Annotated in this window: 7 protein-coding genes; 5 read left to right on the top strand and 2 right to left on the bottom strand. The window is 71.4% G+C overall.

Going from position 1 to position 14,791, the window contains the following annotated elements:
- Window positions 1-81 precede the first annotated feature (81 nt).
- Window positions 82-2,484, bottom strand: a complete 2,403-nt coding sequence (locus ASF44_RS15820; protein ID WP_056900176.1) for a DNA internalization-related competence protein ComEC/Rec2 — start codon at window positions 2,482-2,484, stop codon at window positions 82-84.
- Window positions 2,485-2,603: 119 nt separating this feature from the next.
- Here ASF44_RS15820 and ASF44_RS15815 point away from each other — a divergent pair, with 119 nt between their 5' ends.
- From ASF44_RS15815 to ASF44_RS15795, 5 genes are all read left to right on the top strand, one after another.
- Entirely contained in the window at window positions 2,604-6,134 is a 3,531-nt protein-coding gene (locus tag ASF44_RS15815; protein ID WP_056900175.1) for a DUF2126 domain-containing protein, read from the top strand.
- A gap of 73 nt (window positions 6,135-6,207) precedes the next feature.
- Window positions 6,208-8,829, top strand: a complete 2,622-nt coding sequence (locus ASF44_RS15810) for a circularly permuted type 2 ATP-grasp protein (protein ID WP_056900174.1) — start codon at window positions 6,208-6,210, stop codon at window positions 8,827-8,829.
- A gap of 18 nt (window positions 8,830-8,847) precedes the next feature.
- Complete coding sequence (locus ASF44_RS15805; protein ID WP_056900173.1) at window positions 8,848-9,822, top strand: transglutaminase family protein; 975 nt, start codon at window positions 8,848-8,850, stop codon at window positions 9,820-9,822.
- A 4-nt stretch (window positions 9,823-9,826) separates the two neighbouring features.
- Complete coding sequence (locus tag ASF44_RS15800) at window positions 9,827-10,282, top strand: RidA family protein (RefSeq protein WP_056900172.1); 456 nt, start codon at window positions 9,827-9,829, stop codon at window positions 10,280-10,282.
- Window positions 10,283-10,383: 101 nt separating this feature from the next.
- Entirely contained in the window at window positions 10,384-12,297 is a 1,914-nt protein-coding gene (locus ASF44_RS15795) for a PhoX family phosphatase (RefSeq protein WP_056900171.1), read from the top strand.
- A 23-nt stretch (window positions 12,298-12,320) separates the two neighbouring features.
- On the opposite strand, the gene parC is transcribed toward ASF44_RS15795, so the two are convergent.
- Entirely contained in the window at window positions 12,321-14,720 is a 2,400-nt protein-coding gene (parC, locus tag ASF44_RS15790; RefSeq protein ID WP_082524798.1) for a DNA topoisomerase IV subunit A, read from the bottom strand.
- Between the last annotated feature and the right edge of the window lie 71 nt (window positions 14,721-14,791).

Raw genomic sequence — 14,791 nt, 5'->3', positions numbered from 1 at the left:
GGACCCATCTCCTGTACCGAGAATAGCAAGTTGCAAGCCAGAGACGGATGGCCGTGCACGCGGCGTGCGAAAAAAAGACGCTCACGGAAGGCGGTGCCACCAGTAACGCGGCTGCTGCACGCGCGCACAGTCCACACGGTCGGGCGCATCGCTGCGCCATTGCGCTGCCCCGCACGCGGGCGAACCCACGACGGTGGCGCCGTGCGCCTGCAGCCGCTGCACGACCTCGGGTGCGGGATGGCCGAAGCGGTTGCGGTAACCGGCCTGCACCAAAGCGAAGCGCGGCGCCACCGCGCGCAGCAACGCGGTGCTCGACGAGGTCTTGCTGCCGTGGTGCGGCACCAGCAGCAGGTCCGCGTGCAGGTCGGCGCCGCTGGCCGCCAGCTGTTGCTCCTGCGCCTGCTCGATGTCGCCGGCCAGCAGCACGGCGCGGCCTTGCGCCACCACGCGCAGCACGCAGCTGAGCGTGTTGGGCTTGGCATCGCGCGCGGCGTCGTCGGGCGGGTGCAGCACCTCGAAGCGCACGCCATCCCACTCCCAGCGCTGCCCGGCCGCGCACCGCGTCACGGGGTAGCGCACGGCCAGCACATGGCCATCGGGCAAGGACGCCAGCAGCGCGGCCTGCGGCTGCGCCGCGAGCACCGTGCCGGCGCCGCCGCTGTGGTCGCTGTCGGCATGGCTCACGACCACGCGGTCCAGCCGCTCGCCCAGCGCACGCAAGAGCGGCACCAGCACGCGGTGTCCGGCATCGCTGTCCTGCCCGTGGCGCGGGCCGGTGTCGTACAGCAGGCTGTGGCCTGCCGTGCGCACCAGCACCGCGTTGCCCTGGCCGATGTCGGCCGCCAGCAGGTCGAACTGCCCGGGCGCCGGGCGCGCCGGCTGCCACAGCAGAGCGGGCAGCAGCAGCGGCAGGCCCAGCAGGCGCACGCCCAGCGGCAGCCGCAGCACCAGCAGCACCGCACCCAGCAAGGCCGCGGTCCCCAGGGGCAGGGGCACGGCCGCATGCGACAGGCTGGCCAGCGGCCATTGCGCGAGCCAGGCCAGCACGGCCAGCATCGCGCTGGTGGCCGCCGCCGCCAGGTCCCACAGCGGCGCGAACACCACGCCCAGCAGGGCCAGCGGCGTCAACACCAGCGTCACCCACGGGATGGCGAGCAGGTTGGCCACCAGCCCCACGAGCGAGACCTGCTGGAACAGCATCAGCGACAGCGGCGCCAGCGCCACCGTGACGATGGCCTGTTCACGCAACAGGCGCTGCACGCGCGCCACGGCACCCTGCGCCACGCGCCCCGCATCGCTGGCGAACAGCACGCCCACGGCGACGAAGCTGAGCCAGAAGCCCGCCTGCAGCAGCGCCCATGGATCGAGCGCCAGCACCGCGAGGCCGGCCAGCGCCCACACCAGCGGCCACGGCCATTGCCGCCCGGCCAGGCGCAGCAGCGCGACCACGGCCAGCATCACGAGCGTGCGTTGCGCCGGCACGCCCCAGCCGCTGAACAAGGCATAGGCCGCCGCCAGCACCACGCCGCCGACCAGGCCCGCATGCGGTGCGGGGCACCACAGGCTGGCACGCCAGCCGAGCCGGTCCAGCCGCCTCCAGCCCCAACCGACCAGCGCGGTGGCGAGCCAGGCGAACATCGTCACGTGCAGGCCCGACACGCTGAGCAGGTGGCTGACGCCGGTGGCGCGGAACAGGTCCCAGTCGGCCCGCTCCACCGCGCCCTGGTCGCCCATGGCCAGCGCGGCCACCACACCAGCGCGCGCCGGCTCGGCGATGCGCGCGAAGATCGCTTCGCGCACGGCCTGCCGCGCCCGCTCCACCGGATGCCGCCAGCCGCGCTCGAGCAGGCGCGGCGGTGCATCCCTCGGACCGGCGCGCACATAGCCGGTGGCCTGCACGCCACGCTCCCATTGCCAGAGCTCGTAGTCGAAGCCGTGCGGATTGCGCTGCCCATGCGGCGCGCGCAGCCGCACCTGCACGGCCCAGCGGTCGCCGGCCAGCACGTCGGCGGGCCGTTGCGGCACGCCATCCAGGCTGCCGCGGTACCAGGACAGCTCGACGCGTGGCGGCACCCGCACCGCCGCGCCATCCATCTGCGCCGCATCCACGTCCAGCAGCAGGCGCACGGCCAGGTCGCCCGGCTGCGGCATGGCCGCCACACGGCCCGTGAGCAAGAGGTCGCGCCCCTCCAGGGCCGGCGCCAGCGCCTGCGCATCGAACACCAGCGCCCGCAGGCCGACCGAGCCGAAGGCCAGGGCCGCCACGCCCAGCGCGGCAAGGGCGTGCCATGCGGCACGCCCTGCGGCCCGCCTGCGGCGCCAGCCGTGCCATGCCAAGGCAGCGCCAGCCGCGCACAGCAAGGCATAGGGCCAGGCCGGCCACAGGGCGGCCTGCTGCAGTTGCACGGCCGTGCCCAGCACGAAGCCGATGCAGCAGGCCAGCCAGGGCCCGGCACGCGACGACGACACCGCCTCCTCGGTCATGCTTGCTGGGTCATATGCCCCCACTACACTGCACAGCGCCAGCCTTTGGCTCGCCTCTTGCTAGTATCCGGCACCGGTGGCAAGTGCCATGGTTGTTACATCCAGACCAAGAGACACAGATGTCCACACACGCAGCGCTGAACCACGTTTCCCACTACCGCTATGACCGCCCCGTGCAACTGGGGCCCCAGGTGATCCGTCTGCGGCCCGCGCCGCATTGCCGCAGCAACATCATTTCGTATTCGCTCAAGGTCGAACCCGCCCAGCACTTCGTCAACTGGCAGCAGGACCCTTTCGCCAACTACCAGGCGCGCCTGGTGTTTCCCGAGAAGACGCAGGAATTCAAGATCACGGTCGACCTCGTCGTCGAGATGGCCGTCTACAACCCGTTCGACTTCTTCCTGGAACCTGCGGCCGAGAACTTCCCGTTCGCCTACAGCCCTGAAGTGAAGGAAGAACTCGCGCCCTATCTCGCGGTCGAGCCGGTCACGCCGCTGGTCGCGCAGTACCTGACCAAGATCGACCGCAGCGAGCAGCGCACCATCGACTTCCTGGTCAGGATCAACCAGCAGGTCGCCAGCGACATCCGCTACCTGATCCGCATGGAGCCCGGCGTGCAGACGCCCGAAGAGACGCTGACCGCCGCCAGCGGCTCCTGCCGCGACTCGGGCTGGCTGCTGGTGCAGCTGCTGCGCCGCTGCGGCCTGGCCGCGCGCTTCGTCTCGGGCTACCTGATCCAGCTCACGCCCGACGTGAAGGCGCTCGACGGCCCGAGCGGCACCGACCACGACTTCACCGACCTGCACGCCTGGTGCGAGGTGTACCTGCCCGGCGCCGGCTGGATCGGCCTGGACGCGACCTCGGGCCTCTTGGCCGGCGAAGGCCACATCCCGCTGGCCTGCACGCCGCAGCCCTCGGGCGCCGCGCCCATCGAGGGTCTGGTCGACGAGGCCGAGGTGACCTTCGAGCACCACATGGGCATCTCGCGCATCTACGAATCGCCGCGCGTGACCAAGCCCTACACCGAGGAGCAATGGGCGCAGGTGCTGGCCCTGGGCGAGCAGGTCGATGCCGACCTGGTGGCCGGCGACGTGCGCCTGACCATGGGCGGCGAACCGACCTTCGTGGCCACCAGCGACCGCGACGCCGCCGAGTGGAACACCGACGCACTGGGCCCGACCAAGCGCGGCTACGCCACCGAACTCGTGCACAAGCTGCGCGACGAATACGGCCGGGGCGGTTTCCTGCACTTCGGCCAGGGCAAGTGGTACCCGGGCGAGCAGCTGCCGCGCTGGGCGCTGTCGATCTTCTGGCGTGCCGACGGGCAGCCGAGCTGGTCCAACCCGGCGCTGTTCGCCGACGAGCGCGACGCCGCCAGCTACAGCAGCGAGGATGCGCGCCGCTTCACGTCGCTGCTGGCCTCCAAGCTGAACCTGTCCGACAGCTTCATCGAGCCCGGCTACGAGGACGTCTTCTACTACCTGTGGCGCGAGCGCCGGCTGCCCGTCAACGTCGACCCGTTCGACACGCGGCTGGACGACGAACTCGAGCGCGCCCGGCTGCGCCGCGTGTTCGAGCAGAAGCTCGACGCCGTCATCGGCTACGTGCTGCCGCTGCAGGTGGGCGAAGGCCCCAGCGTGGCCGGCAACCGCTGGACCACCGGCCCCTGGTTCTTCCGCGACGAGCGCATGTACCTGATGCCGGGCGACTCGCCCATGGGCTACCGCCTCCCGCTGGATTCGCTGCCCTGGGTCAGCAAGGGCGAGTACCCCTATTTCCACGAGCGCGACCCGATGGACCCGCGCGGCCCGCTGCCGGCCGGCGACGCGCTGCGCGCCAGCTATGCCGCGGCCCTGGGTGCGCAGGGCCACGGCGGCGCCGGCACGGCCCACACGGCCGGCACCGCCGCCGCCAGCAGCGACCCGGCCCGCTTCGTCAGCACGGCCGACCGCCCCGGCGAAGCGGCCCGCAGGCTGCAGGACCGCCGCCTGGGCGAGGCCGCCTCTGCAGACGCGCTGCAGTCCGAGCCCGGCAACTTCCTGCGCAGCCCGGGCCGCTTCGAATCGGCGCACTGGATCACCCGCACCGCCCTGTGCGTGGAAGCGCGCGACCCGCGCCGCGCCAACGGCCCGAAGGCCGAGCGCGTGGGCACCAAGTCTGGCCACCTCTACGTGTTCATGCCGCCGCTGGCGCGGCTGGAGGACTACCTGGACCTGCTGGCCGCGGTCGAGGCCACGGCCGAGGAACTGGGCGTGAAGATCGTGCTGGAAGGCTATCCGCCGCCGCGCGACCCCCGCCTGAAGGTGCTGCAGGTCACGCCCGATCCCGGCGTGATCGAGGTCAACATCCACCCGGCGCACAACTGGGGCGACCTGGTGCAGCACACCGAGTTCCTGTACCAGGCCGCGTTCGAGACGCGCCTGTCGGCCGAGAAGTTCATGACCGACGGCCGCCACACCGGCACCGGCGGCGGCAACCACTTCGTGCTGGGCGGCGCCACGCCGGCGGACAGCCCGTTCCTGCGCAAGCCCGAGCTGCTGGCCAGCCTGATCCTGTACTGGCACAACCATCCCTCGCTGTCCTACCTGTTCTCGGGCATGTTCATCGGCCCGACCAGCCAGGCGCCGCGCGTGGACGAGGCCCGCAACGACCAGCTGTACGAGCTGGAGATCGCGCTGCGCGAGATCACGCGCAACCGCGAGGTCTACGGCCAGGACATGCCGCCCTGGCTCGTGGACCGCACGCTGCGCAACGTGCTGATCGACGTGACCGGCAACACCCACCGCAGCGAGTTCTGCATCGACAAGATGTACTCGCCCGACAGCAGCACCGGCCGGCTCGGCCTGCTGGAGCTGCGCGCCTTCGAGATGCCGCCGCATGCGCGCATGAGCATCGCCCAGCAGCTGCTGCTGCGCGCGCTGGTGGCCCGTTTCTGGAACGCGCCCTACCACGCGCCGGCCACGCGCTGGGGCACCGAACTGCACGACCGCTTCCTGCTGCCGACCTTCGTCCGGATGGACTTCGACGACGTGATCCGCGAGATGCGCGAGGCCGGCTACGCCTTCGACAGCGCCTGGTTCGCGCCGCACCTGGAGTTCCGCTTCCCCATCGTCGGCCAGGTGCAGACCAACAGCATCGAGCTGACGCTGCGCAATGCGCTGGAGCCCTGGCACGTGATGGGCGAGGAAGGCGCACCCGGCGGCACCGCACGCTATGTCGATTCCTCGCTGGAACGCATCGAGGTGCGCGTGACCGGCCTCAACGAGAGCCGCTACGTCGTCACCTGCAACGGGCGCGCGCTGGCCATGCAGCCTACTGGCGTGAAGGGCGAGTACGTCTCCGGCGTGCGCTACCGGGCCTGGAACCCGCCGTCGGCGCTGCATCCCACGATCGGCGTGCACACGCCGCTGGTGTTCGACATCGTCGACACCTGGATGAAGCGCTCGCTGGGTGGTTGCCAGTACCACGTGGCCCACCCCGGTGGCCGCAACTACGACACCTTCCCCGTCAACTCGTACGAGGCCGAGAGCCGGCGCCTGGCGCGCTTCTTCCGCATCGGCCACACGCCGGGCACGATGGTGGTGCCCCCCGCCACCATCAACGTGCCGGGCAGCCGCGAGTTCCCGTTCACGCTCGATCTGCGCCGCTGAGCGCCGGAGAATCGACGGCTGTGGCGTGTGTGCAGCATCCCGGCGTTGACCGGGATGTGACAATGCCCTCGACGTGGATCAAGCAAACAACAATCTCTTCGACGGGCAAGGCCAGGAAAGCCCGGCAGGGCTGGCCTCGGCGCTGGCCCGGCCGGCCATGCCCGGCCACTACGACGAGCTGCGCGGCATGGCCCGGCCTGCCGGGGATGCCCCTGCACGCAGCAATGCCGCGCGGGCGCCGCTGACCGCGGACTGGGCCGCCTTCTTCGAACTGCTGGGCCGCGACGGCTTCGGCGACCTGGAGCGCCGCACCGCGCTGATGCGCCGCCAGCTGCGCGACAACGGCGTCACCTACAACGTCTATGCCGACGCCAGCAACCCGCAGCGGCCCTGGTCGCTCGACCTGTTCCCGCTGATCGTCTCGCCCGACAGCTGGCGCCAGATCGAGGCCGGCGTGCTGCAGCGCGTGCGCGTGCTCGACAGCGTGATGGCCGACGTCTACGGCCCCCAGCGCCTGCTGGCCAAGGGCCTGCTGCCGCCCGGGCTGGTGCAAGGCCACCCGGGCTACCTGCGCGCCATGCACGGTTGCGAGCCGCTGGCCGGCACGCACCTGCACATCACCGCCTACGACCTGGCCCACGGCGCCGACGGCAACTGGTGGGTGGTCTCGCAGCGCACGCAGGCCCCATCCGGCCTGGGCTACCTGCTGGAGAACCGGCTGGCCATCTCGCGGCTGTTCCCGCAGGCCTTCGACGCGCTGCACGTGCAGCGCCTGGCCGCCACCTACAGCGCCATGGTCGAAGGCATCAAGCGCATGAGCCCGGCCGGTGCCGATGCCCACATCGCGCTGCTGACGCCCGGCCCCTACAACGAGACCTACTTCGAGCAGGCCTACCTGGCGCGCTACCTGGGCATCACGCTGGTCGAGGGCAGCGACCTCACGGTGCGCGACCAGCGCCTGTACCTCAAGACGCTCAAGGGCCTGGAGCCCGTGCATGGCCTGATCAAGCGGCTCGACGACCAGTACCTCGACCCGCTCGAGCTGCGCCCCGATTCGCGCCTGGGCGTGCCGGGCCTGCTGCAGGCGATCCGCGCCGGCAACGTGCTGGTGGCCAATGCGCCCGGCTCGGCCTTCCTGGAATCGCCCGCGCTGCTGGGTTTCCTGCCGGCGCTGGCGCGCCACCTGCTCGGCGAGGAACTGCAGCTGCCCGCCGTGCCGACCTGGTGGTGCGGCGAGCGCGCCGCCCTGGAGGCGGCCCTGCCCGAACTGTCGCGCTGCGTGATCAAGCCCACCTACGGCGACAGCGGCGGCCTCGCCCCGTTCGACGCCGTGCTCGGCAACGCGCTGTCGCGCCGCCAGCTCGACGAATGGGCCGGCCGCATCGTGCGCCAGGGCGACGAGCACACCGTGCAGACCTACATGCCGCTGTCGCAGATGCCGACTTGGACCAGCGGCAATGGCTACCCGCCGCGCATCTCGCCGCGCTCGGTGATGCTGCGCGTGTTCGCGGTGTCCGACGGCCCGCGTTCGTGGCGCGTGCTGCCGGGCGGCCTGGCCCGCATGGTCAGCGCACACCACAGCATCGCCTCGATGCAGCGTGGCGGCAGCAGCGCCGACGTGTGGGTGCGCACCGATGGCGAGGTCGACCGCACCACGCTGCTGCCCCAGGCGCAATCCACCGCGGCCGTGGTGCGCCGGCGCCGCCTGGTCACCAGCCGGGCCGCGGAGAACCTGTTCTGGCTGGGCCGCTACGCCGAACGCTCGGAGAACACGCTGCGGCTGGCGCGCGTGACGCTGGCCGCGCTCAACGGCGAAGACCAGTCGCTGGCGCCGCTGCTGGCGTGGCTCTACGACATGTGCAAGAGCTTCGCCCTGGTGCTGCCGGCCGTGCCCTCGCCCACACAGGCGCGGCGCGTGTTCGAGCGTTCGCTGATCGCCGGCCTGGGCGACACCGAGAAGGTGCAGAGCGTGGGCTACAACCTGCGCTCCACGCGCTTTGCGGCGTCGGCCGTGCGCGAGCGGCTGTCGCAGGAACACTGGAACGTGATCGTGCAGGCCGAGGAAGACCTGCTGGCGCGCTGCGCCGAAGCCACCCGCAGCGGCGACTTCTCGGCGCTGGAGGCGATGCGCCTGCTGGAGACCACCAGCACCGCCACGGCAGCCATGACCGGCGCGCAGACCGACCGCATGACGCGCGACGACGGCTGGCGGCTGCTGTCCATCGGCCGGCATGTGGAGCGCCTGAGCTTCCTGTCCTCGGCGCTGGCGCGCGCGCTGTCCAGCGGCGCGGTGGCCACCACGGGCGGGTTCGAGGCCGTGCTGTCGCTGTTCGACAGCAGCATCACCTTCCACTCGCAGTACCAGCAGGGCCGCGAGCTGCCCGCCCTGCTCGACCTGCTGGTGCTGGACCGCGACAACCCGCGGTCGCTGGGCTGGGTGGCCCACACCCTGGCCGGCCGGCTGGCCAAGCTGGCAGGCGAGGCCAAGGTGCAGGACACGCCGCTGGCGCGCGAGGTGCTGCAACCGGCGCGCTGGTCGCTCGACGAGATCTGCGCGCTGGACGCGGACGGCGACCACGCCGAGCTGCTCAAGCGGCTGGAAAGCTGCGTGCAGTCGGCCTACGACATCTCGGACGCGGTCGGCGCCATCTACTTCACGCATTCACGCGACGCCAAGACCAGCGTCGGGGCCTGACCGGCCGAGGCGGACCGCATGCGACTGCAAGTCACCCACGAGACGCGCTACGACTACACGCCCGCCGTGGAAACGGCCCAGCATGTGGCGCACCTGCGCCCGCGCGACACGCCCAGCCAGCGGCTGCTGCGGCACCGGCTGGTGGTCACGCCCGAGCCCGACGAGCTGCGCACGGGCCGCGACGTGTTCGGCAACACCCGCAGCTTCTTCGCGCTGCAGAGCGGCCACGAGGAACTGTGCGTGGTGGCCGACAGCGTGGTCGAAACGCAGGTGCCCAGGCGACCGCCCAGCCCGCTGGGCTGGGAGCAGGTGCGCGACCGCTTCCGCTACCGCGCAGGTGGTGGCTACGACGCCGCGTCCGAATACCTGTTCCCCTCGCCCTACGTGCCGCGCCATGCCGACTTCCTGGATTACGTGCGGCCCAGCTTCGGACCGGGCACGCCCCTGCTGGCGGCCACCGAGGACCTGATGCGGCGCATCTACCGCGACTTCGACTACGCCTCCGACAGCACCGAGATCAACACCCCTGCCGTTGAAGCCCTGGCGCAGCGCAAGGGCGTGTGCCAGGACTTCGCCCACATCATGGTGGCCGGCCTGCGCATGCTGGGCCTGCCGGCACGCTACGTGTCGGGCTACCTGCTCACGCAGCCGCCACCGGGCCAGCCACGCCTGGTGGGTGCCGACGCCTCGCACGCCTGGGTGTCGGTCTACGTGCCCGATGTGCCCGGGCACGACGGCTGGTACGACTTCGACCCGACCAACGACCGCGCGCCCGGCGAGGACTATGTGACGCTGGCCGTGGGCCGCGACTTCTCCGACGTCTCGCCCATGCGCGGCGTCATCCACGGGGGCGCCCGCCACATCCTGCACGTCGGCGTGACGGTGGCGCCCCTGCCGGACCTCGACCCGGAAGAACGCGGCGGCCACAGCCAGAGCCAGAGCCAGAGCCAGAGCCAGAGCCAAAGCCAAAGCCAAAGCCAACATCAGGAGTGAATCCATGCGCATCCACGACAAGCTGAAACAACTGGGCATCGAACTGCCCCCCGTGGCCACGCCGGCTGCCGCCTACGTGCCCTTCGTGCAGACCGGCAAGCTGGTGTTCCTGTCCGGCCACCTCGCCAAGAAGGACGGCAAGGTCTGGGTCGGCCAGCTCGGCAAGGACGTCACGACCGCGCAAGGCAAGGAGGCCGCGCGCGCCGTCGCCATCGACCTGCTGGGAACGCTGCAGGCGGCCAGCGGCGACCTGTCCAAGGTCAAGCGCATCGTCAAGCTCATGAGCCTCGTGAACTCCACGCCCGACTTCACCGAGCAGCACCTGGTCACCAACGGCTGCAGCGAGTTGCTGGGCGAACTGTTCGGCCCGGCGGGCGCGCACGCGCGCAGCGCCTTCGGCGTGGCACAGATCCCGATGGGTGCCTGCGTCGAGATCGAACTGATCGCCGAGCTCGAATGAGCGCCGCGCGGAGCAGGCGCTTCGCGCACGCCGTGTGACCGTCACGCCCGTGTCACGGTGACCGGGCAGTGTTCCGGGGTTCCCACGAAACCCAGAACACCATGCCCAAGGACTTCTCGACGATGGAGGACAGCAACCGCTGTCCCACCCCCAGCATCCACGAACTCAGCCAGCCCTCGCGCCGCACGCTGCTGCGCGGCGCGGCCGCCTCGGCCTTCCTCGCGCCGCTGGCCGGCCTGGGCCTGGCGGGCTGCGCCACGACCGGGGCAGGCACCGGGACCAAGGGCACGGCACTGGGCTTCAAGGCCGTGCCGATCTCCAACGCCGACACCGTGACCGTGCCCGAGGGCTACACGGCCCAGGTCATCGCACCCTGGGGCGACCCGGTCGGCCTGTCGGGCGAGTTGCCTGCCTACCGGGCCGACGCCACCAACAGCGCGGCCGAGCAGGAGGCGCAGTTCGGCATGCACCACGACGGCATCCACTTCTACGCGCAGGGCGCCACCTCGGGCCTCCTGGTCATGAACCACGAGTACAGCGACGACGGCCTGCTGCACGCGGGCGGCATGGCGGGCTGGACGGCCGAGAAGGTGCGCAAGGCCCAGGCCGCGCACGGCGTCAGCGTCTGCGAGGTGGCGTTCAAGGACGGCCGCTGGGACGTGGTGCGGCCCTCGCCCTGGGCCCGCCGCATCACGGCGCGCACCCCGATGGCCGTCTCCGGCCCCGCCGCCGGCCACGCCCTGATGAAGACCGCGGCCGACGCCAGCGGCCGGCGCGTGCTGGGGACCTTCAACAACTGCGGCAGCGGCGTCACGCCCTGGGGCACCTACCTCACCTGCGAAGAGAACTTCGTCAACTACTTCAAGGGCCCGGACCAGCCCGACGCGCACCAGGCACGCTGGGGCCTGCGCAAGGGCGACCCGGCCGGCTACCGCTGGCACGAGCACGACGAGCGCTTCGACGCCGGCAAGCACCCCAACGAGCTGAACCGCCACGGCTGGGTGGTGGAGATCGACCCCAACAACCCGAGCAGCACACCGGTCAAGCGCACGGCGCTGGGCCGCGCCGCGCACGAGGGCGCGACCGTGGCCGTGACGCGCGACGGCCGCGCGGTGGTCTACATGGGCGAGGACGCGCGCTTCGAGTACATCTACAAGTTCGTGAGCGCCGGCCGCATCCAGAGCGGTGGCGCAGCCGCCAACGCCACGCTGCTGGACAGCGGCACGCTGTACGTGGCCCGCTTCGACGCCGACGGCCGCGGCCGCTGGATCGCGCTGGCGCACGGCGAAGGCCCGCTGACCGCAGCGAACGGCTTTGCCGACCAGGGCGAGGTGGTCATCAAGAGCCGCCAGGCCAGCGACCGCCTGGGCGCGACCAGGATGGACCGGCCCGAGTGGATCGCCGTGGACAAGCAGGGCTGGGTCTACTGCACGCTGACCAACAACAGCAACCGCGGCGCAAAGGACCAGCTGGGCGTGGACGCGGCCAACCCGCGCGCCAACAACGGCATGGGCCACATCATCCGCTGGAAGGAAGACAGCGACCACGACGGCCTGGCGTTCCAGTGGAACCACTTCGTGCTGGCCGGCGACCCGCTCAACGAGCGCGCCGAGGCCAAGGGCAACGTCAAGGGCGATGCGTTCGCCTGCCCCGACGGTCTGTGGGTGGACGCGCGCGGCGTGCTGTGGATCCAGACCGACATGTCGACCTCTGCCATGGGCAAGGGCGAACTCGCAGGCCTCGCGCACAACGCCATGCTGGCCGCCGACCCGGCCACGGGCGAGATCCGCCGCTTCCTGACCGGCCCCGCCGGCTGCGAGATCACGGGCGCCACCGGCACGCCGGACGGGCGCACCATGTTCATCAACATCCAGCACCCGGGCGAGAGCCCGAGCGAGCGCAGCGACCCGGCCGCGCCCACGCGCCTGTCGAACTGGCCGGACAAGGGCAGCAACCGCCCACGCTCGGCCACGGTGGTGATCCGGCGCGTGGACGGCGGGGTGATCGGGGCCTGAGCAAGGCCCCCGCGCGGCCTTACTTACTCGACGCGCGCGATGCTGGTGGGCTTGAAGCCCAGGTCCGTGCTCTTGCCCTTGCGGCCGCGCAGTGCGCGCGCGTTGTTGAGCGAGCGGATCTCCAGCTGCTCCTCGCGCGCCTTGCCGCCGCGGCCCACGCCCTCGATGCGCACGCTGCGCGTGTAGGCAGCCGCGCCGGCCAGCGCGTCCTTGGGCTCCAGGTCCATCAGCATGAGGCCGCGGCCGCCCTTCTCCATGGCCTTGAGTTCGGCGATCTCGAAGGTCAGGATGCGGCCGCCGGTCGATGCGCAGGCCACGTGCGTGGCAGGCGCCAGCACCAGGCCCTGGGCCACGCCCGCGGCATGCGAGGGCCGGCACAGCACCTCGCCCTCGCCCACGCTGACGAACGCCTTGCCGGCGCGCTGGCGCGACAGCATGTTCTCCACCGTCGCCAGGAAGCCGTAGCCGCCCGAACCCGACAGCAGCAACTGGGCGCTGGCCGGCCCCGCGAAGAAGTGCGCCACCTGCGTGCCGCTCTCCAGTTCGATCAGCGAGCTGACCGGCTGGCCGTCGCCGCGCGCACCCGGCAGCGCCGACACCGCCACGGTGTAGACGCGGCCATTGCTGCCGAACACCAGCAGATGGTCCACGCTGCGGCACTCGAACGCCGCGTACAGCGTGTCGCCGGACTTGAAGCTGTACTCGGCGGGCGTGGCCCGGTCCTTGGCCCAGCCCTTCTGCGCCCGCACCCAGCCCTTTTGCGAGACGACCACCGTGACGGGCTCGTCGACCACGCGCACCTCGACCACGGCACGCTTCTCGGCCTGGATCAGCGTGCGGCGCGCATCGGCGAAGGTCTTGGCGTCGGCCTCGATCTCCCGGACCATCAGGCGGCGCAGCGAGGCCGGGTTGGCCAGGATGTCCTCCAGCCGGCCCTGCTCCTCGCGCAGTTCCTTCAACTCCTGCTCGATCTTGATGGCTTCCAGCCGCGCCAGCTGGCGCAGCCGGATCTCCAGGATGTCCTCGGCCTGCCGGTCGGAGAGGTTGAAGCGCGCGATCAGCGCGGCCTTGGGCTCGTCCGACTGGCGGATGATGGCGATGACCTCGTCGATGTTGAGCAGCACGAGCTGCCGGCCTTCGAGGATGTGGATGCGGTCCAGCACCTTGTCCAGCCGGAAGCGCGAGCGGCGCTGCACCGTGGTCTGGCGAAAGGCGATCCACTCCTCCAGCATCTGGCGCAGCGACTTCTGCACGGGCCGGCCGTCCAGGCCCACGCCGGTCAGGTTGATCGGGGCGCTGGTCTCCAGGCTCGTGTGGGCCAGCAGCGCGCCGATGAGCTCGGGCTGGGCGATGCGGCTGGTCTTGGGCTCGAACACCAGGCGCACGGCGGCGTCCTTGCTCGACTCGTCGCGCACCACGTCCAGCACCGCCAGCATGCTGGCCTTGAGCTGCTGCTGCTCCTGGCTCAGCGTCTTCTTGCCGGCCTTGACCTGCGGGTTGGTCAGCGCTTCGATCTCCTCCAGCACGCGCTGGCTGCTGACGCCGGGCGGCAGCTCGGTCACCACCATCTGCCACTGGCCGCGCGCGAGTTCCTCGATCTTCCAGCGCGCACGCACCTTGAGCGAGCCGCGGCCCGTGCGGTAGGCGTCCGCGATGTCGGCGGCCGTGCTGATGATCTGGCCGCCGCCCGCGTAGTCGGGGCCGGGCAGGATCTGCAGCAGTTCCTCGTCGCTGAGCTTGGGGGTCTTGATCAGCGCCACGCAGGCGTCGGCCACCTCGCGCAGGTTGTGGCTGGGGATCTCGGTGGCCAGGCCCACCGCGATGCCGCTGGCCCCGTTGAGCAGCGTGAACGGCAGCCGCGCCGGCAGCTGGCGCGGCTCCTCGGTCGAGCCGTCGTAGTTGGGGATGAAGTCGACGGTTCCCTCGTCGATCTCGTCGAGCAGCAGCCGCGTGATGCGCGCCAACCGTGCTTCGGTGTAGCGCATGGCCGCGGCGCCGTCGCCATCGCGGCTGCCGAAGTTGCCCTGGCCGTCGATCAGCGGGTAGCGCTGGCTGAAGTCCTGCGCCATGCGCACCAGCGCGTCGTAGGCGGCCTGGTCGCCGTGCGGGTGGAAGCGGCCCAGCACGTCGCCGACCACGCGCGCGCTCTTGACGGGCTTGGCGCCGACCGTGCCATTGGCACCGCCGAAGCCCAGGCCCATGCGCGCCATGGAGTACAGGATGCGCCGCTGCACGGGCTTCTGGCCGTCGCAGACGTCGGGCAGCGCGCGGCCCTTGACCACGCTCATCGCGTATTCGAGGTAGGCGCGCTGGGCATAGCGGCCCAGGTCGAGCGCGTCGTCGCTCTCGCCGTCGCCAGGGCCGCCGGCACCGGGGCCCTGCGGCGGCAGGTTGGAATCGTCCAGGATCGAAGAATCTGTCATGTTGCGAAACGAATGGGGCATGCGGCAGGCCAGCTGCCGCAGGAGGCGCCGGCGCGTGCCGGCATCAGGAC

The sequence above is a fragment of the Pseudorhodoferax sp. Leaf274 genome (genome assembly GCF_001422445.1).
Lineage (GTDB): Bacteria > Pseudomonadota > Gammaproteobacteria > Burkholderiales > Burkholderiaceae_C > Pseudorhodoferax.
The sequence above is the reverse complement of the archived record's forward strand: the minus strand, read 5'-3'. Positions and strand labels throughout refer to the sequence as shown.

Coding starts and splice junctions, on each gene's coding strand:
- parC (WP_082524798.1), bottom strand. CDS start 14,720: ATGACAGATTCTTCGATCCTGGACGATTCCAACCTGCCGCCGCAGGGC.
- ASF44_RS15795 (WP_056900171.1), top strand. CDS start 10,384: ATGCCCAAGGACTTCTCGACGATGGAGGACAGCAACCGCTGTCCCACC.
- ASF44_RS15805 (WP_056900173.1), top strand. CDS start 8,848: ATGCGACTGCAAGTCACCCACGAGACGCGCTACGACTACACGCCCGCC.
- ASF44_RS15800 (WP_056900172.1), top strand. CDS start 9,827: ATGCGCATCCACGACAAGCTGAAACAACTGGGCATCGAACTGCCCCCC.
- ASF44_RS15820 (WP_056900176.1), bottom strand. CDS start 2,484: ATGACCGAGGAGGCGGTGTCGTCGTCGCGTGCCGGGCCCTGGCTGGCC.
- ASF44_RS15815 (WP_056900175.1), top strand. CDS start 2,604: ATGTCCACACACGCAGCGCTGAACCACGTTTCCCACTACCGCTATGAC.